Annotated in this window: 18 protein-coding genes; 16 read left to right on the top strand and 2 right to left on the bottom strand. The window is 73.3% G+C overall.

The genetic code is table 11. The features are described from left to right. Nucleotides 1–138: 138 nt before the first annotated feature. From F603_RS0114975 to F603_RS0114960, 4 genes are all read left to right on the top strand, one after another. Entirely contained in the window at nucleotides 139–921 is a 783-nt protein-coding gene (locus F603_RS0114975) for an SDR family NAD(P)-dependent oxidoreductase (protein WP_019546824.1), read from the top strand. A gap of 26 nt (nucleotides 922–947) precedes the next feature. Continuing rightward, a complete protein-coding gene (locus tag F603_RS0114970) occupies nucleotides 948–1316 on the top strand; it encodes a MerR family transcriptional regulator (protein ID WP_019546823.1) in 369 nt (122 codons plus the stop codon). A gap of 1023 nt (nucleotides 1317–2339) precedes the next feature. Beyond that, nucleotides 2340–2816, top strand: a complete 477-nt coding sequence (locus tag F603_RS0114965; protein ID WP_019546822.1) for a hypothetical protein — start codon at nucleotides 2340–2342, stop codon at nucleotides 2814–2816. A gap of 242 nt (nucleotides 2817–3058) precedes the next feature. Continuing rightward, entirely contained in the window at nucleotides 3059–3826 is a 768-nt protein-coding gene (locus F603_RS0114960) for an aminoglycoside adenylyltransferase family protein (protein ID WP_019546821.1), read from the top strand. A 108-nt stretch (nucleotides 3827–3934) separates the two neighbouring features. Here F603_RS0114960 and F603_RS0114955 read toward each other — a convergent pair whose 3' ends face one another. Then, nucleotides 3935–4729 (bottom strand): putative protein N(5)-glutamine methyltransferase, encoded by a 795-nt coding sequence (locus tag F603_RS0114955; RefSeq protein ID WP_019546820.1) that lies wholly within the window; start codon nucleotides 4727–4729, stop codon nucleotides 3935–3937. Between the two features lie 212 nt (nucleotides 4730–4941). Further along, nucleotides 4942–7848, bottom strand: a complete 2907-nt coding sequence (locus F603_RS0114950) for an AfsR/SARP family transcriptional regulator (protein WP_019546819.1) — start codon at nucleotides 7846–7848, stop codon at nucleotides 4942–4944. 487 nt (nucleotides 7849–8335) lie between these two features. Here F603_RS0114950 and F603_RS0114945 point away from each other — a divergent pair, with 487 nt between their 5' ends. From F603_RS0114945 to F603_RS0114890, 12 genes are all read left to right on the top strand, one after another. Next, complete coding sequence (locus F603_RS0114945) at nucleotides 8336–8695, top strand: hypothetical protein (RefSeq protein ID WP_016907983.1); 360 nt, start codon at nucleotides 8336–8338, stop codon at nucleotides 8693–8695. 34 nt (nucleotides 8696–8729) lie between these two features. Beyond that, nucleotides 8730–9032, top strand: a complete 303-nt coding sequence (locus F603_RS0114940; RefSeq protein ID WP_019546818.1) for a hypothetical protein — start codon at nucleotides 8730–8732, stop codon at nucleotides 9030–9032. Nucleotides 9033–9048: 16 nt separating this feature from the next. Beyond that, on the top strand, nucleotides 9049–9399 hold the full coding sequence (locus F603_RS0114935; protein ID WP_019546817.1) for a hypothetical protein: 351 nt from the start codon (nucleotides 9049–9051) through the stop codon (nucleotides 9397–9399). Nucleotides 9400–9403: 4 nt separating this feature from the next. Further along, entirely contained in the window at nucleotides 9404–10816 is a 1413-nt protein-coding gene (locus F603_RS36250) for a hypothetical protein (RefSeq protein WP_026328430.1), read from the top strand. Nucleotides 10817–10830: 14 nt separating this feature from the next. Further along, on the top strand, nucleotides 10831–11181 hold the full coding sequence (locus F603_RS0114925) for a hypothetical protein (RefSeq protein ID WP_016907978.1): 351 nt from the start codon (nucleotides 10831–10833) through the stop codon (nucleotides 11179–11181). 25 nt (nucleotides 11182–11206) lie between these two features. Continuing rightward, on the top strand, nucleotides 11207–13630 hold the full coding sequence (locus F603_RS0114920; RefSeq protein WP_019546816.1) for a hypothetical protein: 2424 nt from the start codon (nucleotides 11207–11209) through the stop codon (nucleotides 13628–13630). Continuing rightward, nucleotides 13627–17604 (top strand): type VII secretion protein EccC, encoded by a 3978-nt coding sequence (locus F603_RS0114915; protein ID WP_019546815.1) that lies wholly within the window; start codon nucleotides 13627–13629, stop codon nucleotides 17602–17604. The genes F603_RS0114920 and F603_RS0114915 overlap by 4 nt, the downstream gene beginning before the upstream one ends. Before the next feature lie 55 nt (nucleotides 17605–17659). Continuing rightward, nucleotides 17660–19126, top strand: coding sequence for a type VII secretion integral membrane protein EccD (gene eccD / locus F603_RS0114910; protein ID WP_019546814.1), 1467 nt, complete (start codon nucleotides 17660–17662; stop codon nucleotides 19124–19126). A 467-nt stretch (nucleotides 19127–19593) separates the two neighbouring features. Further along, nucleotides 19594–20934: a S8 family serine peptidase gene (locus F603_RS32215; protein ID WP_245600778.1), complete on the top strand. Its 1341-nt coding sequence runs from the start codon at nucleotides 19594–19596 to the stop codon at nucleotides 20932–20934. Further along, complete coding sequence (eccB, locus tag F603_RS0114900) at nucleotides 20934–22394, top strand: type VII secretion protein EccB (RefSeq protein WP_019546812.1); 1461 nt, start codon at nucleotides 20934–20936, stop codon at nucleotides 22392–22394. Before F603_RS32215 ends, eccB begins: the two co-directional genes overlap by 1 nt. Further along, nucleotides 22391–23569, top strand: a complete 1179-nt coding sequence (locus F603_RS0114895; protein WP_019546811.1) for a type VII secretion protein EccE — start codon at nucleotides 22391–22393, stop codon at nucleotides 23567–23569. Before eccB ends, F603_RS0114895 begins: the two co-directional genes overlap by 4 nt. Beyond that, nucleotides 23566–24297: a hypothetical protein gene (locus F603_RS0114890; RefSeq protein ID WP_019546810.1), complete on the top strand. Its 732-nt coding sequence runs from the start codon at nucleotides 23566–23568 to the stop codon at nucleotides 24295–24297. The genes F603_RS0114895 and F603_RS0114890 overlap by 4 nt, the downstream gene beginning before the upstream one ends. The last annotated feature ends 79 nt before the right edge of the window (nucleotides 24298–24376 follow it).

Raw genomic sequence — 24376 nt, 5'->3', positions numbered from 1 at the left:
CCTCCGTCGTCAGTACGTGCCACCTCCCCACCTACACCGCGCCGCGCGCCGCACGCCAGGTCCGCGGCCGTCCCGACCGTGCCCGTTCCGTGCCCGCGCTTGACCTTCACGCCGGCGGAAGGGTTTGAGGATGCCGTCATGGAGACCAACACCACTGGCACCGCGAGCGGTTCGTCCGCGCGCGAGCGGCGCATCACCGTCGTCACCGGCGCAGGCACGGGCATCGGCAGGGCGACGGCGAGGACTTTGGCGGGGGAGGGCGCGCACGTCCTCGCCGTCGGCCGGCGGCCGGAGCCGCTCCGGGAGACGGCGGACGGGCACGACGGCGTACAGGCGCTCGCCGCCGACGTGACGTGCGCAGAGGGACGCACACAAATCGCGCACGCCGTCCGGGAGCGGGGCGGGGGACTCGACGTACTCGTCAACAACGCCGGCATCGTGCGCTCCAGCCGCCTCGGCACGTGCACGGAGGACGACCTCACGGCGCAGCTCGCGACCAACCTGACGGCTCCCGTCCTGCTCACACAAGCGCTCCTCGCACCGTTGCGAGCGGCGCGGGGCGTCGTGGTCAACATCAGTGCGGCTCTGGGGCAGAGGGGTTGGCCCGGCGCCTCCGTCTACGCGGCGAGCAAGGCGGGACTCGACACGCTCACGCGCAGTTGGGCAGTGGAACTCGCCGCGGAGGGCGTGCGGGTGGTGGGGGTGGCGCCCGGCGCGACCGAGACGCCGATCGGCGAGCACCAGGGCCTCTCCCGTGAGCAGCGCGAGGAAGTGCGCCGGTGGCAGCTCGCTGCCACACCGGCGGGCCGCGTCGGGCGCCCCGAGGAGGTGGCCCGGATGGTGACCCAACTTGCTGCCCCTGCACAGGAATTCGTCACCGGAGCCGTGGTGCCGGTGGACGGCGGCGCGATGGTGCGGTGAGACTGGTGCGCCGGAAGGGGGCCGATATGCGGATCGGGGAACTCGCTGCGGCTACCGGCGCCACGCCCCGCGCGCTTCGCCACTACGAGCAGGCCGGCCTCCTCACCGCCGACCGCGCCCCCAACGGCTACCGCATCTACTCGCACAGCGCGCCCGTCCGCGTACGGAACATCAGGTGCCTCCTCGACCTCGGACTCACGCTGGAGGACGTCCGCTTCTTCCTCCCGTGCCTCGACGGCGACGTGACGCAGGCGTCCCCCTCGTCCGAGGGCCTCGCGGTGGCGCGACGGCGGCTCGCAGTGCTGGATGCGCGGATAGCGGCGCAGGGTGCGTTGCGTGACAGGTTGGCGGAAGCGCTGGAGGAGCGGGCGGGGGAGGGGCGCCACGCAGCCTGAGGAGCGACTATCTCCCTCGGCGGGGCGGCGCGCTCGTGGAAGGGGCTGCCGGGCGCGCTGAGTACAGGCGGCCCACGTCGTCCTACGGGACATCGTTCGACATGGGCGGGCGGGCCTTCGCCTTGCGGGTGCGCCGGTGCTGCGAGCGCGCTGTCGGCGGAGGCGGCAGTTTCACCGCGCGGTGTCGGGTTCGGCTCATCGGTGCAACGGGGGGCTGTGTGATGCAGAGTTGACGGTCGAAAGTGTGTCGGCGCCCCGGGTGCGGGACGTGTGGAGGGGCCGTTGTCACGGTGGGCGGCTCGGCGTACTGGGAGATCGCGCGGAGGGCACCGGTCGGAGAGCCGCCCCGCAGCAGTGCCCGACTACCTGGTCTCGAGGGGGCGTTCGGGTAGGCGGGAGCCCCTGTGGCCGACAACGGGGGAGCGGCCACAGGGGCGATACGGGCTAAGTGGGAGGTGCCGGACAGGTTGCCGGGCGTTGGCCGACTCCGGCGTCCGGCCTGTGAGAAGTGCACGCACGGTCAGCGCACTTCTGGCCGGCGTACGCATCTCGGCGGGGGCAGGCGCTCCCGGTAGTGCGCCAGCATGCCGGGACCAGAGGTGAAGTCTTCAAGGTTGCTGTGCGACTCAGCCCATTTTTCGATTCCTACGCTGGGGCTGCGGAGCCGCCCGTGTCGGTGTCCGTCCCGGCCAGTGGTCGCTCATCCGAGTCGGTGGGCGGCCCGTTCACCCGGCTCAGCGGCCGTTCACCGGAGTCGGGCATCCCGCATTTCACAGCGGCCGTCCATCCTGACGTTGCGACACCTCGGGGGTGTCCGCTCGAGCTCGGGGCGGGTCACCCTGTGCCGAGCTGTCGCACAGCCAGGTGCGTTCCTCCGTAGGCGGCGACCAGCAGAAACCGGCTCTTGAGCGGCAGGCTCCACGGTCGGCCTTGCGTACCGGGCCTGTGCCTTCGCGGACGACGTGGACGCCGTCCGCACGTCAGCCACGGCGAGATCGTCCCGAAGGCCGATGGCATGGAAACATGGCCACCATGTCAAGTCAGGTCTGGGGGTCACTCATATCGCTGGGCGGCGTCGTCCTCGGAGGCGTGCTCTCCTACCTCGTTCAGCACAGGACTCAATTGTCGGCGGAACGCGCTGAACGACAACGCCAGCAGAACGCCCTCTCGGAGGCTCGGCGCGCCGAACGGCTGGCGCTGCTGGAGCGATTCGTGGAGGTGGGGGCCGAGGCCGAACGCTACGCGTTCAGCCGGCCTTCCGAGTTCGACGACACCCACCCCTGGTACCTCAAGACCCAGGACGCCATGAACAGGCTGTGGGTCGTCGAGCGGCTCGTTCGTATCCAGTTCCCCCTGGCCGTGCACGACGCGGCACGTGCGTACTTCCTCGATCTCAACCGGACGGTGTGGGAGGGCTTGCCCGACGGCGAGAGCGTGCGGGACTACTTGGAGGAGAACCGGCTGGCGTTCCTCGACGCGGCCCGAGCGGTCATGGACTAGCCCACCGCCGAGCCCGGACAGCCTTGTGAGGCAGTCCCGAGTGTGAGGCCAACACCAGGCCCTTCTGGCACGCAAAAAGAATCAGTGCTCTCCCGAGGCCCGTGCTTCCCCGCAACCGCCACCGAGATCGGCCCCTCGCCCCGCTGCGACACGGCCCCGGGCCGCCCTCGAAATGCCGTTGCTCGCGCCCGGACCGGCGCATACCGTCTGCGTTCCCGCCCTTCCGTACCGCAGAGGTCCCCATGGCCCAACTCGCCGATGTCGTACACCTGGTGGAGCACGTGCTCGGGCCGAACGTGCTCGGCGCCTACCAGTACGGTTCGGCCGTACTCCGCGGCGGGCTGCGCCCGTACAGCGACCTCGACGTGCTCGTCGTCACCGGCCGCTCCCTGGGCGCGGAGGAGCGGCGCGCGCTCGTCGACGGGCTGCTGGGCGGGGTCTCGGCACCACCCGAAGGGCAACGAGAGCTGCGGCCCGTGGAGTTGACGGTCGTCGTGGAGTCGGACGTGCGGCCGTGGCAGTACCCGCCGCGCTGCGACTTCCAGTACGGCGAGTGGTGCAGGGAGCATTACGAGCGCGGTGAGGTGCCGCAGCCGGGGAGCGACGAGGACGTGGCGGTGCTCCTCGCCATGGCTCTGGCAGCCGATACCGCGCTCGCCGGTCCGCCGCCGCGGTGCCTCCTCGATCCGGTGCCGTGGCGGGACGTGCGCCGCGCCAGCTTGGCGGCCGTTGAGCCGCTGCGTGCCGAGGCGGCGGAGGACACCCGCAACGCCGTCCTCACCCTCGCCCGTGTTCACGCGACGCTCAGCACCGACCGCTTCCGCTCGAAGGCGGAGGGCGCCTCATGGACGCTCGGCAGGCTCCCGCAGCAGTACCGCCCGATCCTCGCACAGGCGCTCGCCGTCTACGAGGGCGAAGCCGAGGAGCCTGCCGCGTGGCCGGCTGCCGAACTCGACGCGTACGTCGCCCACATGGCCGCGGAGATCACCCGTCTCGCCGAGGGGGACTGAGCGGGCGCCCGGGGCGAACTCCGGGGGAGCGCACCGTCTGCGGACAGACGGAGCCCCAACCCGCCCGGACGCCAACACGGTTGAACGGTGAGCGGACAGCGCCCAGGCTCACCCCGCGTCCCTCGTGGCGATCAGCACCGAAGCCTCCCGCTGCTCGTCGTGCGCGACCTCGGGGAGGAGCCCGGCGTCCCTGACCGCCGCCGTTGCCGCGGGGATCTGGCGCTCGCCTGCCTCGAAGAAGAGCCTTCCGCCGGGGGCGAGCCACTGCGGTGCCTCGGCGACGACCCGGCGGAGCACGTCGAGTCCGTCACGGCCGCCGTCGAGGGCGCGCCGGTCCTCGTGGAGCCGCGCCTCTCCGGGCAGCAGCGCCAACTCGCCCGTGGGCACGTACGGAACGTTGCAGAGGAGCACGTCGATGCGGCCGCGCAGACCGGCCGGGAGCGCGTCGAAGAGGTCGCCGCTGTGGACGACGCCGCCGTACGCGGCTGTGTTGACGCGGGCGCAGGCGACGGCCTCCGCGTCGACGTCCGCGGCGTGGAGCTGCACCGCGGGGCGGAGCCGCGCGAGCGCGGCACCCAGCGCGCCCGTGCCGCAGCAGAGGTCGACCACGCACGCCGCCTCGGGGGTCGCTTCGGCGGCGCGCTCGACGAGGAACTCCGTACGGCGCCGCGGCACGAAGACACCCGCCCGTACGGTGACGCGCAGTCCGCTGAACTCCGCCCAGCCGAGGAGGTGTTCGAGCGGGAATCCGGCTGCGCGGTCGGTGACGAGGCGGTCGAGGTGTGCGGCCGAGTCGGCCGCCGCGTGGAGGAGGCGTGCCTCGTCCTCGGCGAAGACGCACCCTGCGGCGCGCAGTGCCCGCACGGTGGTGTCGTACGGCGGAAGTGGTGGGGCGGAGTGCATGGGCGGGCCTTTCGAGAGACCGTTCCGGCCGGTGCGTCAGCGCATCGACCCGGCGGTGGGATGCGCACGGTGGCAGCCTGCTGTGCTCTCACCCACCTCCGTCTCTGCCCCCTCCACGGGCTCGGTCCGCGGCGGCTTCCCGCCGTCGGGCGGACACTACGCCAAGCGCGGGCAACTGCGCCCCCCATCGAGGCACCCGCACCTTCGGGCACTCACCCGCGCCCGGCGGGCTCCGACGGGACTTCGCCCCGGCCCAGCTTCAGACGGAGCTGCGCCGCCTCGCGCGCGTTGAGGCGGTCGAGCAGCTCCCTCGCGTCGGCGTCCGCCGCACCCGCCTCCTCGGTGCGGCCCATGCCGCGCAGGGCGGCCGCGAGCAGCGCATACGCCTCCGCCCTCGAGAGTGGATCCAGGTGCTCGCCCCCGGAGAGGGACGTCCTGGCCCACTCGGCGGCCTCGGCGAACTCCTCCCGGAACATGTGGTACTCGCCGAGCGAGTGGGCGGTGTTGGCGCGGTACGCGGGTGAGGTGGTGCCGCGGTAGTTGTGCAGCAGCAGCTCGTACGCCTGCTCGTGGTCGCCGAGGTGGAGGTAGCACCTGCCCAGGTTGTTGCGGATCGACATGACGAGCGGCCCGGGGCCGTGCACTTCGACGGTCCGCAGCGCGGACTCACCGACCTCGATGGCCTCACGCAGCAGCCCCTGTGTCGCGAGGCAGGGCACGAGGTTGCTTCTGGCGACCGCCATCTGCCGCCCCATCCCCAGCTCGGAGAAGAGCGCGATGCTGCGTTCCAACAGGGGGGTGGCGGCTACCGGTTCGCCCCGCTGGCCCGTCACCTTCCCGAGCCGGGAGAGCGCCTCCGCCTGTCCGTAGCGGTCCCCGCGCCGCTCCGCGACCCGCAGCGCCGTCTCGGCCAGGGTGCTCTGTGCGCGCCAGCGGGCCTGCCGGGCGAAGAAGGTGTCCAGCGCGGTGAGCGCCTGGAGCGCGAAGTCGTCCAACGTCCGGCCGTGGAGCGGTGTCTCCTCGGGGCCGAGCGCGGCGGAGTCGGCGAGTTGGGCGGCGAAGCGGACCACGTCGTCGCAGGCGGTGTCGGCCCAGGCCACCGCTTCGTCAACGGCCGTGAAGGAGCGGCCCGTTGTGTAGTGGGCGAGAGCCTCACGGCTGAGCTCCGTGTTGATCTCGTTGCCGGCGAAGGGTTCGTTGACGCGGTGCAGGGTGCCCAGGTACCAGCGCGCGAGCCCGGTGAGGGCCTCGCCGACGCGTGTGCGCGGCAGCGTCTCCGCCTCGCCTGCGGCGGTCGCGCGCACCAGGTCGTGGAAGGCGTACTGGCCCGGCCGCGGGCTGTCGGCGAGCTGTGCGTCGGTGAGCCGCTCCAACGCGCCTTCCACCGCGCCCGTTTCGGCGCCGGTCAGCGCTGCCGCCGTCTGCGTCGTGTGCCGGCTGATGGCGGCCACGCCCAGCAGCGGGAAGAGTTCGGCGGCGCCGCGATCGAGGGGGTCACCGCTCGCGCGGAGCTGCTCGATGCTGACGAGGAGGCTTGCGCGGACGTCGCGGTCGGCGACGACGAGTTCGGTGAGGCGGCGGCGCTCGTCGCGCAGTGTCTCCGTCCAGTCGGCCACCGACCAGCGCGGCCTCGACGCCATACGCACCGCGATCACGTGCAGCGCGAGCGGCAACCGCCCGCACAGCCCGACGAGTTCGTGCCACTCCGCCTCGCTGGCGGGATCGGCGGCGCCCGAGACCGTCCGCACCAGCGCGACCGCGTCGGCCGGTTGCAGGGTGTCCAGGTGCAGATGCCGGGCGCCCGGCAGGCCCGTCAGCACGGTGCGCGAGGTGACGAGGCACGCAGAGCCGGCGCGGCTCGGCAGCAGTGGCCGCACCTGCTCCGAGCTGTGCGCGTTGTCGAGGAGGACGAGCAACTGCCGCTGCCGCACGAGTCGTTGGTAGTGCTCAAGGGCGGCCGTCGAGTCGGGCGGCACCGAGTCGGGTGGCTCGCCGAGGGCGCGCAGGAGTTGGCGTACCGCGTCGTCGGTGCCGAGCGGCGGGCTCTGCGGGTCGGCTCCTCGCAGGTCGACGTGGACCATGCCGTCGGGGAAGCGGTCGGCCGACTCGTGCGCGGAGCGCAGCGCGAGCGTGGACTTCCCGACGCCCCCCGGGCCGTCGATGAGGCACACGGCGGGCGCGGCCACGGCGCCCGTGAGCCACTCGCGGAGCCTGGCGATCTCCAGCCCGCGCGCGACGAACGTCGCGGGCGCTGCGGGGAACTCGGTGGGCACGGCCGCGCTCTCCGCCGGTTCGTGGGGCTCGGGTTCCGGCGCCCGCACGGGCTGCTGCGCGTCCCTTGCCGCAGGGGCGACAGCCTCCGTGCGGGTTCGGCGCGGCGCTTCCAGCGCGGCGTCCCCACGGAGGATCGCCTGCTCCAACTCCCGCAGCTCCGGGCCTGGTTCGATGGCCAGCTCGTCGACGAGCGCGCGGCGGGCCTCCCGGAAGACGCCGAGCGCCTCGGCGCTCCTGCCGCTGCGGTGGAGCGCGAGCATCAACTGGCGAGTGAGCCGTTCGCGCAGCGGGTGCTCCCTGACTGCGGCGAGGAGCTCCTCGACGAGCACCTCGTGCTCGCCCAGCGCGAGGCGGAGGTCGAACCGCTCCTCCGCGGTCGTGAGGCGCAGCTCCTCCAGGCGCGGCTGGTGGACGGTGCGGAGCGGGCAGTCCCCGATGCCGGTGAGCGGCTTGCCGCGCCACAACGCCAGTGCCTCGTCGAGGAGTTCGGCCGCGGCGGCCGGGTCGGTGGAAGCTATCTCGCGCGAGTGCGAGTGGAGCGCCTGGAACTGGCCGAGGTCCGTCTCCTCGCGCGATGCGAGGAGTTGGTAGCCGCCCGCGCTGGTGTTGATGCGCTCCTCGCGGAGCGCCTTGCGGAGCCGCATCACGTAGTTGCGGATCGCCGTCCTGATGGAGGCCGGCGGTTCCTCGCCCCATAGCTGGTGTGCCAGGTCCTCCACTGTCACCACGTGGCCGGTGCGCAGCACCAGCGTCGCCAGCAGCGCCCTCAACATCGGTGCGCTCACCGGCAGTTGCTCGCCCCGCTGGTCCCGGACCTCCAGCGGGCCGAGAACACGGAACTCCATCAGAGACCCTTCCCTCGGCATTCCCGACGCGGGCCGCGAAACCTCGCAGCAGGCCCGCGGAAACGTTTGCCATGGAGATCTGAAAACGTGTGTGACCAGCCTACGCGATCAGCGTGACGGCTGGTACACGCGCGTACGCGCTCCCGTGCGCCCACCCGGGGCGCCGGGCAGTGCGCGAGCACGGTACCCGGCCTCCGGCCAGCCGCGGTCGGGCGACCCCCGTGGCCGCCGCGGGTGCGGCCGAGCGGGGCGGTGTGCCTCCGCCGCGCCCTCTGCCGCACCGTGCGGACGGCTCCAACCGTTGCCGGGCGCACAGTAGTTGCGCAAGGGAATTCCAGGCGTCTGCAAACGTCGGTGCCAAGCGCGGACGCGGTTGATACGGATCTGATACGCCCTCTTCCTACGGTGCTGGAGCACGTGCTGGTGATCCGGCGCGATCGCAAACCGGGGAGCCGATCGGTGCGGGCCTGGGCCCGAGGAGGCAGATATGAGCGACGAGTACGACGTCAATGTCGGGACGGAGGCGTTGAAGGCGATCGAAGGCATCGTCGACGACGCCTTCGAACGGATGCAGGAGTCGTCCACGATCATCGGCGCCCAGGGCGACAACGTGACGACGGCCTTCTCCAGCAGCGGCACCGCCGTCGCGCAGGGCACCTACGCGGACCTCGCCTCGGTCGGCAGGGCGCTCGCCGAGGAGCTGGAGGGACTGCGCTCGGACCTCAACCTCACGGGCGAGCAGGGCCACAACACCGACGAGCAGGTCCAGCAGGTCCAGACGTCGGCGGCCGGCGGGGGCGCGGGAGGCGGGCAGGCCGGCGACATCCAGCTCGGCATGCGCGCCTGAGCCGCGGACGAGGGACGAGAGAGCGGAGACCAAGATGCAGGACGGGCACTACAGGTTCAGCGACGCCGCCATGGGCGACATCCAGCAGGCCGGCGCACGGCAGTTGACCGAGTGCAACGAGATCTGGTCGGACGTGATCCGCCGCATCGAGGGGCTCTTCCCCGAGGGCGAGATCGACTCCGGCCTCCAGTCGGTCCTCAGCGATCGCAACGACAACTACGTACGCAAGGTCGAGCAGTTCGGGGAGAACCTCGGCCTCCAGAACACCGCGATGGAACGCTCCCGCAACATCGCGCTGGAGGGCGGCGAGGCGATGCGCCGGGCCGCCGGCCGCTGAGACGGGGAGAGGACGCATGTCGGACGGGGAAGGCGAGCACCTCAACGCCGAAGCGGCGAGGGGTACGCAGGAGGGCGCAGCGGGGGCCACGGGGATCTCGCTGCGGGAGGGCTTCCTCCAGATCGCCGCGGCCCGCGGCATGTTCGGCTCGGTTCCCAGCGGCGGGGACGCGGCCGACGCGCTGGAGAGCGCGGCCCGCGCGATGCTCGAGCAGGCCGAGCGCCACGGCGTCTCCGTGGAGAACATCGTCGACCGGGCAGGGGAGGTGGCCGACCTGGCGAACATGACGGACGAGGAGGTCGCCCTCCAGAACAAGCTGGCGGCGGACCAGCGCCCCGGCGGTGGCCAAGAGATGCTCCCGGAGTGAGCCGATGAGCGACAGCTTCTACCAGACGGTCTCGCAGATCCTCAGCGTCAACGACTACGAGATGAAGGCCGCCGCCGGCGCCTGGATGGCGCTCGCGGGCGTCGCCACGCGCACCGGTGACGACCTGGGTCGAGTCGCGGGCGAGACCTCGGCAGAACCCGGTGTCGGCCTCGCCGAACTCGCCGACAGCCTCGGGGCGACGGGAGGTTGGGGCGGCCAGGCGTCCTCGCTGGCGATGGCGATCAGCCGCCAGCTCCAGGACGCGGGCGGCGCGGCGGCCGAGGCGGCGGAGCGGGCCGAGAGCCTCCGCATCGAGTACGAGAAGAACCAGGACGCGAAGAACAGCAAGGACGAGGACGCGGCCACGGCGTCCGGCTCCCTCCAGGTGCAGGCGGACAAAGGCAGCACCATGCACGTCCAGCGGATGAACGAACTCGCCCGCGAGGCGATCCAGGAGCTTTCCGCGCTGGACCATGTGATCGGCGGCGTCACGGGCGGCGACGCCCCCACGGCGCCGGAGGTCTCGCCCGCGCCGGGCGGGGGATTCCGCGGTGCGGGCGCGCTCTCCGCCGGGGGTGGAGAGCTCGGCCTCGGCGCGGGTGGGCACGGACCCGTCGTCGTCGCACCCAACGGGGCGACGGTGGGCGCCGGTTCGTACCCGTACTCGTCGATCGTCGGGCCCGACGGAGGGGACTTCGCGGGATGGGTGCAGAGCCCGGGCACCGGATTCCTCGTCGACCCGGCGACGGGGCGGGAGTTCGACCCGTCGTCGGGTCGCTGGATCGACCCGGTGACGGGACGGCCGTTCGGCGAGGTCACCCAGTACGCCACCCGCCTCTCCGGTCTCGACGGGGGTGTGACCGGGGCGGGCGGCGGAGTCGTCGCGGGGGGTGCGGCACTGGGCGCGGCCGGTGTGGCGGGGTTGTACGGCGGCGTCGCGCCGCCCAGCGTCGCGGGCGGCGGGCGTGCGCAGGCGCAGATCTCGCGGCAGGCGGGGCAGAACCTCGCGCACAAGGCGGAGTTGGCGAACCGGCTCGGGGCGCGCGAGGCGCGTCAGGGCGGCCGCCCGTTCACCCCGCCGCCGGGGGCCTCCTCGCAGCGCTCCGCCGGGGGAGCCGCGCGCGCGGCGCGGCAGCCCTCGCGCACCGTCACCGACAAGCCGGCCGGCCGGCGGTCGAGTGCGGCCGACGCCGCCGCACGGCACCGGCTCGGCGGCGGGCAGCCGTCCGCCGGCGCGACGCGCGGGGCGCCCGGAGCGGCACGGGGCGCTCCGGGGCCCGCGCCCGGGGCCGCGGGCGGGCAGAAGGCGCGCGGCGTCGAGCGGAAGCGCCGCGAGGGCAAGGGCACCGAGATGCGCGAGGACGCCGAGGTGTGGCGCCCCCAACGCAGGGCCGTTCCGGGCACGTTGGGCGAGTGAGCGAGGGAGGAACGATGAGCGAGGACGCAGGGCTGGACTACCTGCCCGAGGGGTTCAGGGAGGGCGGCCGCACCAGCAACCGTTCGGCCGACGCGGCGGAGGGCGCCCGGGGCCACCTCAGGGGCGTGGAGGCCGGTGGGGCGCAGTTCGGCGGCGCGGACGCGTACGTGAGCGCCCTCAACGGCAACAGCGAGCGGCAGGCGCGCGGCGCCGGCAAGGCGGCCGAGGACCGCGACGACATGAGCGGCGCCGACCACCGCGTCGCCGATCTCGGCGAAGACGTCGACACGGACACGCACACGCAGCTTCGGACGGCGGGGGACTCCGGCTCGGACGTGGCTCGCTCCGTCACCGACGGCATGTGAGCGCCGGAGAAGGGGAGTTGGGGAGATGGCCAGCGAGGTCGGCTTCACCAAGAGCGACGTCCTGGAGGGGACCAACGTCGACCCGTGGCAGCGCCGCGACGACTTCTCGGACGAGGTGAACGAGGACGAGATGGCGGACGTCGCCGCGCAGTACGCCCGCGCGGCGGGGGAGGCGGAGTCGGCGGGCGACCTCGCGCGCGTCGCGGGTGAGCAGGGCGCCGAGTCGGGCAGCGTCGACGGCCAGGACCTCATCGACAAGGAGCAGCGCGGTGAGTTGACCTCGAACGACCTCGGTGGGAACGGCGAGGACATGGACGCCGTCGTCGGCAACGTCGTGCGGGGGATCGGCCTCGCACAGGACTGCATCGACGAGAACGAGGAGATCATCGACGGCGGCGGCGACTACGGCGGCGGCCTCGACCAGGAGATCGAGGACCTCAACACGGACGCCGAGCGGGACCTCAGCAACGTACGCAGTGCGCTGGAGCGTACGGAGAGCGGCTCGATACTGCTCGACAGCATCAAGGACGCGCCGAAGGTCACCTACGGCGACATCACGTACACGGCCGTGCAGGGCGAGTCGGGGTGGGATGCGCCGTGGGACCTGAAGTTCCGCATCCGCCAGAAGCATCTGGAGGCCGCGATCGAGGCGGCGGAGACCGCCGACGGCAACATCGACGACGCCATCGAGCAGTACCGCTCGCGGATGGCCGAACTCGCCTACGAGCTGGAGCAGTCGGGCTTCGACACCTCCGAGGACCCGGGCGGCCTGTGGTCGAGCCCCGAGATGGCGGAGTACAACGGCGAGCGCCTCAACGAGGAGCTCCAGAAGGACGAGCCCGACCCGCACGCGCTCGGGGTGTACAGCGTCGGACTGGAGTCCGCGCTCGACGACATCTACGACGAAGACGGCAATATCCGCGAGGACTTCGACAGCGAGGACTCCGCGGCGGCGCGTTACGTCAACCTCTACGTCGGCGAGCTGGACGCCGAGGCGCTCTCGGCGCTCGGGCACCTGGAGCCCGACGACGCCGACGGGCCTGTCGGCGCGGCTCAGCAGGCGGTCGCCAACGGCATCAACACCGTGATGAACCCCGCGGCCGGGGGCAGCGCGCAGGCGATGCCTGCCGGCGTCGTCGAGTACATGGACGGCTACGACGAGCGGATCTCCGACCTCGGTATCCACGAGGGCGGCGGGCTGCGCAGCGCGGTCAACCAGTTCGACGGCTTCGCGGCTCTCATGGGGAACGCGACGGTCGCCTCCGGGGACGAGTTCAGCACCGCGATGGCCGACACGGCCGTCGACGTGCAGCAGGCGATCGACGACCAGAATGCGCGCATCGATCGCGCCAACACTTCCGCCACGCGGTCGATGGGTTCAGGGATCATCCCGAACGTCTCGGCCGAAGGCGTCGGCGGCCTGCTCTCGGCGGCGTCGCACAACGAGGGGGCCACGGCGGAGTGGCTCGGGGAGAAGGAGAACACGGACAACTTGCTCGGCGCGCACTGGGCCGATGCCTCCGGCGCGGGCGACTTCGTCACTGCGGGGACCACGTTGCCCGAAGGCATCTCCTACGACGACAAGGAGGCCGAGCGGTACTACGACGCGTCCTTCAACGTCCTCACCGGCGCGGTCGAGAACGCCGGCGTCCTCGCCGGCTACAACGCCGTCGCCGGCAACGAACTCCAGGAAGCCGTCGCCGACACCGCTGTGCGCAACATGGACTTCCTTTCGCAGATCTCTCCGGTGTCGGAATCGCAGACATTGGAGAACCTTGATGATCTGTACGGCAGGGACTATCCGTACGGATTCGAGCTTGCACAGGAGGATCAGGCCGAGCTGTTCACCCTGATGCAGAACTTCGATGATGACGTCACCGAGCAATTCGAAGCGGGTGTCGGTGCCTGGCAATACAGCAAGGCGTACGAAGCGTTCGAGCACGGAGACGGCGACGACGCTTGGATCGGCTCAATGGTCACCGGGGTCTCGACAGCGCAGGGGCTCGTGCACGGCGACGTCGAGGCGGCCGACACGTCTCTCCAGATGGATCCCAACAACGTCAAGACATCGGTACTGAGCGGTGTCGCCTTCGCGTCCGGTCTCGGAGGCCCCGCGATGGGTGCCGCAGGTACCGTCTTGGCCGAAGGGGCCAGAAACGTCGTGGACGTAGGGTCGAAGCCGCCCAACCCGTACGAATTCGAGCACCGTCACTGGGGTACGCACAGCGTTGAGTACATGCTTGCGACCGCGGCGCAGGACGCCGGTTACAAAATCGACGAAGACGCCGGGATCCCTGACGTTTTCGGCACGGAGTCCGAAGAGGAAGAGGGTGGCTCCAGGGAAACCACTCTCAGACGCCAATTCGACAACTTGGAAGACAACTTCGACTTCGCGAACCCCTTCTCTATCAATGAAGGCTACGACAGCGGCAGGAAACCCTTCGGATGACCCCCACCACCCTCTTCCGCCGCCCTGCCCGAGCCCCCCAACCCACCGCTCCCACGGGCGACTTGACCCTCAAGCCACCCCCCGAACTCCCGCAACCCGACCCCAACAACAACGTCTGGCTCACCGCGCTCCCCGCCCTCAGCGGCCTCGGCTCCGTGATGTACATGCTGACGATGGGCCGCGGCCCGATCGGCTACGTCGTCGGGACGATGTTCCTCGTCTCCTCGCTCGCGATGGTCGTCGGCTCGCTGCTGCGGCAGCGCGGCAGCACCAGGGGGCAGGCGCAGCAGGAGCGCAGGGAGTACCTGCGGTACCTGGAGCGGACCCGCGCCGAGGTGCGCAAGACCGCGGACGCGCAGGCGGACGCGCTGCGTTGGGCGGCGCCCGAGCCCGGCGCGCTGTGGGCTGTCGCGGCGAGCCGGCGGCTGTGGGAGCGTCGTTCGGCCGACGGCGACTTCGGGGTGGTGCGGATCGGCACAGGGCCGCGCTACCTGGCGACGCCGCTGGTACCGGGCGAGTCGGCGCCCGTCGAGGATCTCGACCCGCTGAGCGCCGTCGCGTTGAAGCGATTCGTCGACGCACACTCCGTGGTCCCTTCGCTGCCCGTCCAGTTGGCCCTGCGGAGGTTCGCCTCCGTCGCCGTGGAAGGCGAGGAGGCAGGGGCGCGCGGGCTGCTGCGCTCCGTCCTGGCGCAGGCCGCCGTCCTCCACGCGCCCCGCGACCTGCGGGTGCTGGTCTGCACGAGCGATCCGGACGGTGCGGAGTGGGCGTGGGTGAAGTGGCTGCCGCACGCGCACCATCCGGAGGAGGTGGACCACGCGGGCCCGGTGCGCCTCGTCCACGGCAGTCTCGCCGGCCTGGAGGACCTGCTCGGCGCCGAGTTGAGCAGGCGTACCCGGTTCAACAGGGACGCCGAGCCCGATCCGGACGTGCCGCACCTCCTCGTCGTCCTCGACGGCGGGCTCGTCTTCGGGTCCGAGGCGCTGCTAGACCCGGGCGGCATGCAGGGCGTGACCGTGCTCGACCTCGATGGCCGCGCCTCGGGGCTCACTGCCGCGCACGGCATCCGACTCGCCGTGGAGGGCGGCGAATTGAGCGTCCTCTCCGGTGAGTCCAGCGACGACCTGGGCGCGGCGGACCAGCTCTCGCATCCCCAAACAGCGGCACTCGCCCAGCAGTTGGCGCCGTACCGCCTCGACTCCTCGACCGCGCAGACCGAGGACCTCAGCACGGCCGACACGACGCTCCCCGGCCTGCTGGGGATAGCCGACCCCGGACGCCTCGACCTCGACGTGCTGTGGCGCTCCCGTCCGATGCGCGACCGGCTCAAGGTGCCGGTCGGGCTCTCGGCCGAGGGCGGCACCCTGGAGCTGGACATCAAGGAGTCGGCGCAGAACGGCATGGGGCCGCACGGCCTGCTCGTCGGCGCCACCGGCTCGGGCAAGTCGGAGCTGCTGCGGACGCTGGTCCTCGCGATGGCCTCCACGCACCCGGCCGAGCAACTCAACTTCGTCCTCGTCGACTTCAAGGGCGGCGCGACCTTCGCCGGTATGTCCGAGCTGCCGCACGTTGCCGCCGTCATCACCAACCTGGAGGACGACCTCACGCTCGTCGACCGCATGCGGGAGGCGATATCCGGCGAGATGAACCGCCGGCAGGAGGTGCTGCGCGACGCGGGGAACCTCGTCTCGGTGCGCGACTACGAGCGGGCGAGGCAGCGCGGCGCCGACCTGCCGCCGCTGCCGAGCCTCTTCATCGTCGTCGACGAGTTCTCCGAACTCCTCGCCCAGAAGCCCGACTTCGCCGACCTCTTCGTCCAGATCGGACGGCTCGGCCGCTCCCTCGGTCTCCATCTCCTCCTCGCCTCGCAGCGGTTGGACGAGGGAAGGCTCCGCGGGCTGGAGGCCCACCTCTCCTACCGGATCGGCCTCCGCACCTTCTCCGAGCAGGAGAGCCGCGCCGCGCTCGGCGTCACGGACGCACACCACCTGCCCAGCTCGCCCGGGCACGGCTACCTCCGCACCGACACCACGACGCTGCGCAGGTTCCGCGCCGCATACGTCTCCGGCGCCTACCGCACGGGCGACGACGACCACGGCAGCGCACTCAGCGGCCCGGTCGACGTACGTCCCTTCCCCGCCGGGTACCTCCCCGTCCCGGAGGAACTGCGGCTCCCCGAACCCGAACCCGCCCTGGCCGAGGACGAGTTCGGCGAGGACGAGGAGATGGGCAACACGATCCTCGACGTCATGGTGGAGCAGATGGCAGGGCAGGGGCCGCAGGCCCACCAGGTGTGGCTGCCGCCGCTGGACGAGCCCGAGACGCTCGACGCGCTCTACCCGGACGCGGCTCCCCGCGAGGGCCGCGGCCTCACCGCTGCGACGTCGCGCCCGCCGCTGGAGGCGGTCATCGGCACCGTGGACCGCCCCTACCACCAGCGCCGCGACCCCTTCACCCTCGACCTCTCCGGCGCCGGCGGGCACATGGCGGTCGTCGGCGGCCCCCACAGCGGGAAGTCGACCGCGTTGCGCAGCCTCATCGGCTCGCTCGCGCTGCGCCACACACCGCGCGAAGTCCAGTTCTACTGCCTCGACTTCAGCGGCACCCTCTTCGGCCTCTCCGGACTCCCGCACGTCGGCCAGGTGGCCGGGCGGCTCGACGCCGAACTCGTCACGCGGACGGTCGCCGAGGTCCTGGAGGTGCTGGAGGACCGCGAGTTGCGCTTCCGCGAACTGCACGTCGACTCCATGGCCGACTACCGCAGGCTCCGCGCCGAAGGGCGGGTTCCCCAGGACGCGTTCGGGGACGTCTTCCTCGTCGTCGACGGATGGCAGGTGCTGCGGCAGAACTTCCCGCAGTTGGAGGAGACGCTGATGGGCGTCGCCGGGCGGATGCTCACCTACGGGGTCCACCTCGTCGTCTCGGGGAACCGCTGGATGGACATGCGCATGGGGCTGCGCGATCTCATCGGCACCAAGGTGGAGTTGAAGCTCGGCGACGCCCTCGACTCGGAGGTCGACCGCAAGGCCCAGCGGACGGTGCCCTCGGGCCGTCCGGGACGCGGCATCACCTCCGAGCGGCTCCACTTCCTCACCGCCGTGCCCCGGTTCGACGGCGAGCGCAGCGACGCCCGGCTCGGCGACGGCCTCGCTGACTTCGTCCGCCGCGTCGACGAGGCGTGGACGGGCGACCCGGCGCCCCGCGTCAGGCTGCTCCCCGCGGACTTCCCGCTCGACGCCGTACCGCCGCAGCCGTCGGCGGAAGAGGGGGAGCGGGGCGTCGTCGTCGCGCTGGAAGGCAACCGGCTCGAACCGGTGCGGTTCGTGCCGGGGCGCGACAACGGCATGGTGGTGCTCGGCGACAGCGAGACCGGCAAGACCTCCGTCCTGCGCGGCGTGGCGCGGCAGGTGGTCGAGTGCTGGCGGCCTCGCGAGGCGAAGCTCGTCGTCCTCGACTACCGGATGACGATGTTCCAGGAGTTCTCCGGCGAAAGCCTGCTGGGCTACGCGAGCAACCACGACACCGCGACGCAGGTGGTGGCCGGGCTCGCCGCCGGGTTCAAGGAGCGGCTGCCCGGATCGGACGTCACACCGGAGCAACTGCGCGACTGCTCCTGGTGGACGGGCCCCGAAATCTACGTCCTCGTCGACGACTACGACCTCGTCGCCACCTCGGCCGGCAACCCGCTGCGCCAGTTGGTGGAGTTCCTGCCGCAGGCCAGGGGGATCGGGCTGCACCTCTTCGTCACCCGGCAGGCCGGGGGCGCGGCGCGGGCGAGCGGGGACCCGGTGATCAACCGCATGCGCGAACTCAACTTCCCCGGCGTGCTGTTGAGCATGCCCAAGGAGGAGCCACCCGTCTGGGGCCAGCGCCCGGCGAAACGCCAGGCGGGGCGCGGACTGATGCTCCACCGCAAGCTCGGCAACACGCCTGTGCAGATGGTGCGGTCCGACCCGCCGCCGCTGGATCGCTGAGCCCCGATCGTCCGAGAGCCACCCGCCGAGAGCACACCACTGTGAGCGTGACGAGATGACGACCGCCCCCCAGACGCGCGCACCCTCCACGGAACCCGCGGGCACCGAGCCCCGCACGCCGGCGCGGGCCGGCGCGGACGGAGGAGACTTCTGCCGCATCGCCGTAGCCGGCCCGAGCAGCCGGGTGGACCTCGCGGTCCCGCTCGGCGTCCCGCTCGCGCGCCTTTTGCCGTCGCTGCTCCAGCACGCCGGGGAGGAGCCCGGGCCGGACGGCGGTGCACTGCACGGCGGTTGGGCGCTGCGCACCTCCGACGGCACCCGCCTGGATGCGGCGCGCACCCTCGGCGCCCAGCAGGTCAGGGAGGGACACCTGCTCTTCCTCACGCACGGGACCGAGGAGCAGGCGCCGCCCCTCTACGACGACGTGGTGGAGGTGATCGGCAGCGAGAGCGTGCGCACCCCGTGGCCGGCCACCGCCACCCGCCGCAGCGCCGGTGCGTTCGCAGCCGTCGCCGTGCTCGGCGCCGCGGGAGCCCTTGCGGTGGCGCCCGGCGTCCTCGCCGGCTACCTCGGACTCGTCACGGGGCTGCTCGGGCTCGGCCTCGCCGGACTGCTGTCGCGCGCCTTCGCCGATCTCGTCGCCGGCACCTTCGCGGCGGTCCTCTCCGCGGTTCCCGGAGCGGTCGGGGCGATGCGGCTACTCGGCGGGGCCGAGCCCCTGTGGCCCGGTGAACTGGACGCCGCACACGTACTGTTGGGGTGCGCAGTCGTCGCGGTCTTCGGCGCGGCTGGTCCCCTCCTCGTGGGCGGGGGAGACGGCACCTTCGCCGCGCTCGTGATGGCGTCGGCCTTCGCCGCGCTGGGGGCGTTCATCGCCGTGGTGTGGGACGCGGGCGCCGCACCGGCCGCGGCAGTGGCCGCGCCGCTCGCGCTCGCCGCGGTACCGCTGCTGCCTGCGCTCGCGTTGCGCCTCGCGCACATACCGGGGCCACAACTCGCCTCCGATGCGGGCGGATTGGAGGAGCTGCCCGAGCAGATCGGGCACCGGGAGCTGCGGTTGCGCGTCGACCGCGCGCGGCGGTTGCTGACGGGGATGTTGGCCGGCTGCCAACTCGTCGTCCTCGTAGGCACGTTGACGCTGCTGGCCGCCGGTGGACTGTGGGCCGGGGTACTCGCCGGGGCCCTGTGGGCGCTGGCACTGCTGCGGGCCCGTCTCTTCCGTGAGGCGCCGCAGGCGGCCGTTTCGCTCGCCGCCGGGCTCGCCGTGCTGCTCGGCGCGGCGGTGCTCCTCGTCGCCGACTTCGCGGGGGAGGCGCTGCCGCTGCTCGCGGTCTCGGTACCGGTCTGCCTGGCTGTCGCGCTCGTCGCGTGCGCCGTCGGCCTCTACAGCGGGCGCCGCACCCTCAACCCGAGGTTCGCGAGGCTCCTCGACGCCGCGGAGACGACCCTGCTCCTCTCCGTCGTCCCGCTCGTCCTCGCCGTCTGGGGCGTCTACACCGCGCTGCTGGAGCTGAAGGCGTGAACCCCCGAACTCGCCGCCGTACGCGCGCACTCAAGGGCGGGGCCCGACGCTGCGTGCCCGTCCTCGTCGGGGTGGCCCTGCTCGTCCCGCTTGCGGAGGGGAGCGGACGGGACGACGGCCATGGGGCCGGCGCGTCGCCGCGCGAGGCGGCTCGGGGCGCGGACGCCGCGCTCGCGGGCGCTCGGGCGGACGCGGGCCGCGGGGGCTCGTCGGAAGCGGGGCAGCGTCCGGGGCGCGGCGGGGGCGCGTCGGCGACAGTGCACGCGGGCGCGTCCCTTGTGGCGGCGGGCCCGAACGCGGCTCCGTCCGCCGCTGGTTACACCCGCACGCAAGGACGTTCCGTCCCCGCACCGACCGCCCCGACGCCGCCGTCCCCCCACGCGCCCGCGCACGCCGCGAGCCTGTACGCCGGTTCCCCACCCGTCCCGCACGCCGCACCGGCGTACGCGGGCTCTGTGCACGCCTCCGTGAAGAAACCCGCACGTGTCGACACCTCCTGCCGCCAAGCCCCCGAGAAAGGCGCGGCGAAGCCGCCCGCGACGAAGGGCGCCGGCCTGGTCGAGCGGCTCGGCCTCGCGCAGGCCTGGGATCTGGCGCAGGGCGAGGGCGTCACCGTCGGCGTCGTCGACTCCGGGGTCGACGACCGCCACCCCGGCCTCGACGGCGTGGTGGGCACCGCGGCCGAAGTGGTGACCGTCCGCACGAAGGAGGGCTTCCGCATCCAGCAGCCGCGCTCTCCCGACCTCGACTGCGAGGGCCACGGAACCGCCGTGGCAGGGCTGATCGCGGCACAGCGCACGGCCGACAGCCCGCTCCCAGGGGTGGCGCCCGGCGCACGGGTCCGCTCGGTCCGCGTCGCCGACGGCGTGGAGAACGCCTCGGGCGAGGCGCTCGCCGCCGCAATCGACCGGGCTGCCGCGGGCGGCGCGAAGATCCTCAACCTCTCCTTCGCACTACCCGTCGACCGTGCCCCCGTCCGCGCGGCGGTGCGCCGCGCCGTGCAGGGCGATGTCCTCGTCGTCGCGGCCGCGGGCAACGAGGGCAGTGCCGAGGACGCAGCCGGGAGCGGCTCCGCCCCCAAGACCTACCCGGCTGCGTACAAGGGCGTGTTGGCGGTCGGCGCCGTAGCCGCGGACGGGCAGCCCATGCAGAAGTCGAACCGCGGCGACTGGGTCGACCTCGCCGCCTATGGCGAGGAAGAGGCGGTACTGGCATCGGGCGGACGCGGTTTCCGCAGCGAGAAGGGCACGAGCTTCGCCGCACCCCAGGTCGCCGCCGCAGCGGCACTCGTGCGCTCGCGCCACCCGGGACTCGACGCGGGCGAAGTCGCCGACCGCCTCGTCGCCTCGGCCGCCCCCGTCGGCGGCGGGCGCGACCCGCGCACCGGCGCGGGCGTGGTCGACCCGTTCGGCGCGCTCACCCAACTCGCCGGCGGCGAGGACCGATCCGACGCCGAGGAGCACGCTTCCGACCAGGCCGTCCTCCCCGTCCAGCCCGTTCCCGAGCCCCACCCGCTGCTGGAGGGCGGGGCGCGCACGGCCGTCGTCTGGAGCGCCGTGCTGCTCCTCGCCGTGGTCGTCTCGCTCCTCGGCGCCCCTGCGGTGCGCCGCGCCGCCCGCCGCGGCTGGCGTGCGGGCACGACGGCGGCCGGCCGCGACGAGCAGCACCGCCACGCGCGGCGGGAGCAGCCCGCGGCCCACGCGCTCGAACGCCTCACCGGACCGCCCGCGCCGCCCCCGGGAAGCCGGAGCACCCCGGCGACGCCCCTTGCGCAGACCGTGAACCGACGTACCCACCGGACGAGTTGATGGCGACCACCCGAGAAAAGGCAGAGGCCCACTCCTACGACAACCGCCGCCAGGTCACCAGCCTCCTGCGCGGCAGCGACGAGGCGATCCGCGACCCGCGCCGCCGCCTGAACCGCTCCCTGGCGGGCGGGGTCGCGCTCGGTGTCCTGGTGATGGCCGGGTTCGGCGTCGCCGGGTGGCTCGGCGGGGGAAGCGGCCCCGAACTCCCCGCCGACGGCGCGGTGGTGGTCAGCGGCAGCGGCGACCGGTACGTCGTCTCCGACGGCGTGCTCCACCCCGCACTCAACCTCAGCTCCGCCCTCCTCGTCGGCGGCGGCAAGCGCACCGAGGTCCGCTCCGACGCGCTGGAGGGCGTACGCCGCGGCCTCCCCGTCGGCATACCGTCGGCGCCCGACGTACTCCCCGGCAACTCGCAGCTCTCCGAGGAGGATTGGACGGTCTGCACGGTCCCGGGCGGCGACCCGGCTGAGAACCCGCGCACCCACCTGTACCTCGCCGTCCCCGAGGCCGCGCCCCGCGCGGGCGGCGGCCCCGCCGCCTCGGCGACGGTGCTCGCGTCGGCGCCGAACGGCGCCCTGTGGCTCCTCACCGACGGGCGGCGCTACGCGCTGACCAAGCCGGTCCGCGACGTCCTCGGCCTCCAGCGGGCCGAGCATCTCCCTCTCCCCGACGCGGTGTTGGCGACCGTCCCCGAGGGCCCTGCCATCAAGGCACCCGAGGCGCTGCCGGGGGAGGGCGGCGCACCCGAGGTGGGCCTGCCGGGCAAGGCGCGCGTCGGCGACCTCGCCAACAGCGACCTCGGCGGCGTCAACCCGCAGTACTACCAGGTGCGTTCGGACGGGCTCACCGCTGTCTCCGAGCTCGTCTACACGCTGCTGCGCACCACGGGAGCGACCGAGCACCGACTCACGCCCGCGCAGGCGGCCTCCGCACCCCGCTCCACGGCGCGCGCCCCCGGTGACCGCTCCTGGCCCGAGCGGTTGCCCGAGGTCGACCGCAGGGACCGCGGTCGCCCGGTCTGCGTCAGCGCTCCACCGGGCAGCGCCCCGGGCGACGCGCCCTGGGAGGCGACCGTCCACCTGCCGAAGCGGATGCCCGAGCCGGACGCGGCCGAACCGGTCTCCGCCTCCGGCAGCGGGTTCGGGTCCCTCGACGCGCTCTACGCGCCCCCCGGCGCCTCCGCCGTGGTCCGCGCCACGGCGTCAGCCGGCTCCGGCGGCACCTACACGCTCGTCACCGAGACCGGCACCGCCTACCCCTTCTCGTCCCGCGAGGCGGTGGAACGCCTCGAGTACAAGCCCGACGAGGCGCCGTCCGTACCCAAGGGGTTCGTGGCGCTCCTCCCCGCAGGCCCCGTCCTCGACCCCCAGGCGGCCTCGCGCCAGCACGCCGGCAGAACGGCCGGCGACGGGGCGGCCGCCTCGGAGTCCGCCGCAGAACAAGGGAAGGAGTCGCGATGAGCGTCGCGCAACCCCCGACGGCCGGCAGGCGCCACCTCAGCCGGGCGCGAATAGTCGCCTTGCAGGCGGCAGTTGGGCTCCTCGCGGCGGGGGCCGCCGTGGGCCCCGTCGCGCTCGCCGTGCTCGGCGCGACCGGCGTTGTCGTGCTGCTGCTTGCGCTGGTGCCTGTCGGCGGGCGCACCGCCACGGGGCATCTCGTGCGAGGGCTGCGGCGGGGCGCCCTGGACCCGGCGGTCCCTTCGCCCTCGCCGGCGCGGCAGCAGTACGGGCTGGCGGGGGCCCTCTTCCCGGCGCTCGGTGTCGTCGAGTGCGGCGACCGCAACGGGCGGCGGACGGGCGTCGTCGGAGACGGCCGCGGGTACGCCGTCGTCCTCGAACTCCCCGCGGGTGCCTACCCGGAGCTGCCCATCGGCCTCGTCGGCGAGTTGCTCGACGACGACGCCGCGCGGCCCGCCACGGTCCAACTCCTGCTGGAGCAGTACGGTCTGCCGCCCTGGGACTTCCACGGGCGGTTCGAACCGACGCTCGCGTACCGCCAACTCCCCGTGCCCGCCCGCCCGGTGGCGATCCGCTCGTGGCTCGTCCTGCGGTACGAGCCCTGGGAGGCGCCCGAGGTCGCCGAGGCGCGCGGTGGCGGCGCCGAAGGCGCACGGGCGGCGCTCGTCGCTGCGGCCGCGCGCGTATCGGCGCGCCTGGACACCCTCGGGGTCTCCGCCGTGCCGCTCGATGCGGAGGCCGCGACCCAGCTCCTCCGGCACCTCGGCGACGAGGACCCGAACGGGCAGGCAGAGGAGCGGAGTTGGGCCGGCGGATCGGCGACGCACTGCCTGCTCGGCGTGGATCTCCGCGAGCCCGACGACTGGTGGCGGCTGCTCGCCGCGGTCTCCGACGCCGCCGTCGACCGGGTCGTCCTCGGGGTCACCTTCGACCGCGCCGCAGGGACCGACCGGCAGGGAGGGTCGCCGTCCGGGGTCGAAGTGCGGTGCGCCGCACGGCTGGTGAGCACGTACGCGCAGCGTGCCGCGCAGGAGCGGGACCGCCTGGCGGCCGCGGACCGGGCGCGGCCGCTCGACGGGCTCCAGGCCGCGGGCCTCGCGGCGACCCTGCCGCTGGCCCACCCCGCCGCCTCCCTGGTGGCGGCGACCGGATTCGCAGTGGGAGCGGGAGAGCGATGAGAACGGCACACACCGGTGGGCGCACCAACTCCGGGAGCACGGACGCAAGTTCGCCCGGAGGGTCGGCGGGCGCGGGCGGCGTCGCGGCGTTGCCCGCCAGCTCGTGGGAGCGGCCGGCCGAGCACGGGCCGTTCCGCGTGCACGACGCGCTCGTCGGCCTCCACCTCGGCAGCGATCGCGCAGGCGCCCCGGTGACGCTGCCGGTGCTGGGGCGCAGGGCGACGCGGATCGGTGTGCTCGGCGAGTCGCTCTTCGGGCGCCTGATCGCCTCGCGCCTGGTGGCGGCGGGTTTCCTCGTGACGGGCGCGACCCGCGGCCCCAACCTGTGGGAGCCGCTCCGCGAGGCGGCGGGCGGGCGGCTCGTACTCGCGGAGAACCAGGGCACCTGGCCGTCCCGTGCCTGCGAGCCGCCCGGCGTGGGCCTCGGGCCGCAGGCGCTCGTCTCCGACGTGCGCCGACCGCCGCCCGTGCTGCTCGACGCGCGCTGGAGCACGGCGGTCCACGTCCGCAGGCAGGTGCCGCGCGGCGGCTTCTGGCAGAGCCTCAACGCCGTGCTGGCGCTGGGTTCCTCGTTCGCCGACGCGGTGGTCCCCGTCTGCGGCGCCGAGGCGGCGCGTGTCACGGAGTCGCTCACACCGGGCGAGGTGGCGCTCTTCAGGGACGGCCACTCCCGGGTGCTCCGGCTCGACATCGCGCCGGCGGAGACCGCGATGCTCACCCCGCCTTAGCGCGCCGCCCGCGCACCCGTCGAGTTGTGCGCCGGCGCGTGCCCAGGGGTCCGCTCAGGACGGCAGACGCGTGTCGTGG

The organism is Streptomyces sulphureus DSM 40104, assembly GCF_000381025.1.
Lineage (GTDB): Bacteria > Actinomycetota > Actinomycetes > Streptomycetales > Streptomycetaceae > Streptomyces > Streptomyces sulphureus.
Note: the sequence above shows the minus strand (reverse complement) of the source record. Positions and strands in the feature narration are given on the sequence as shown.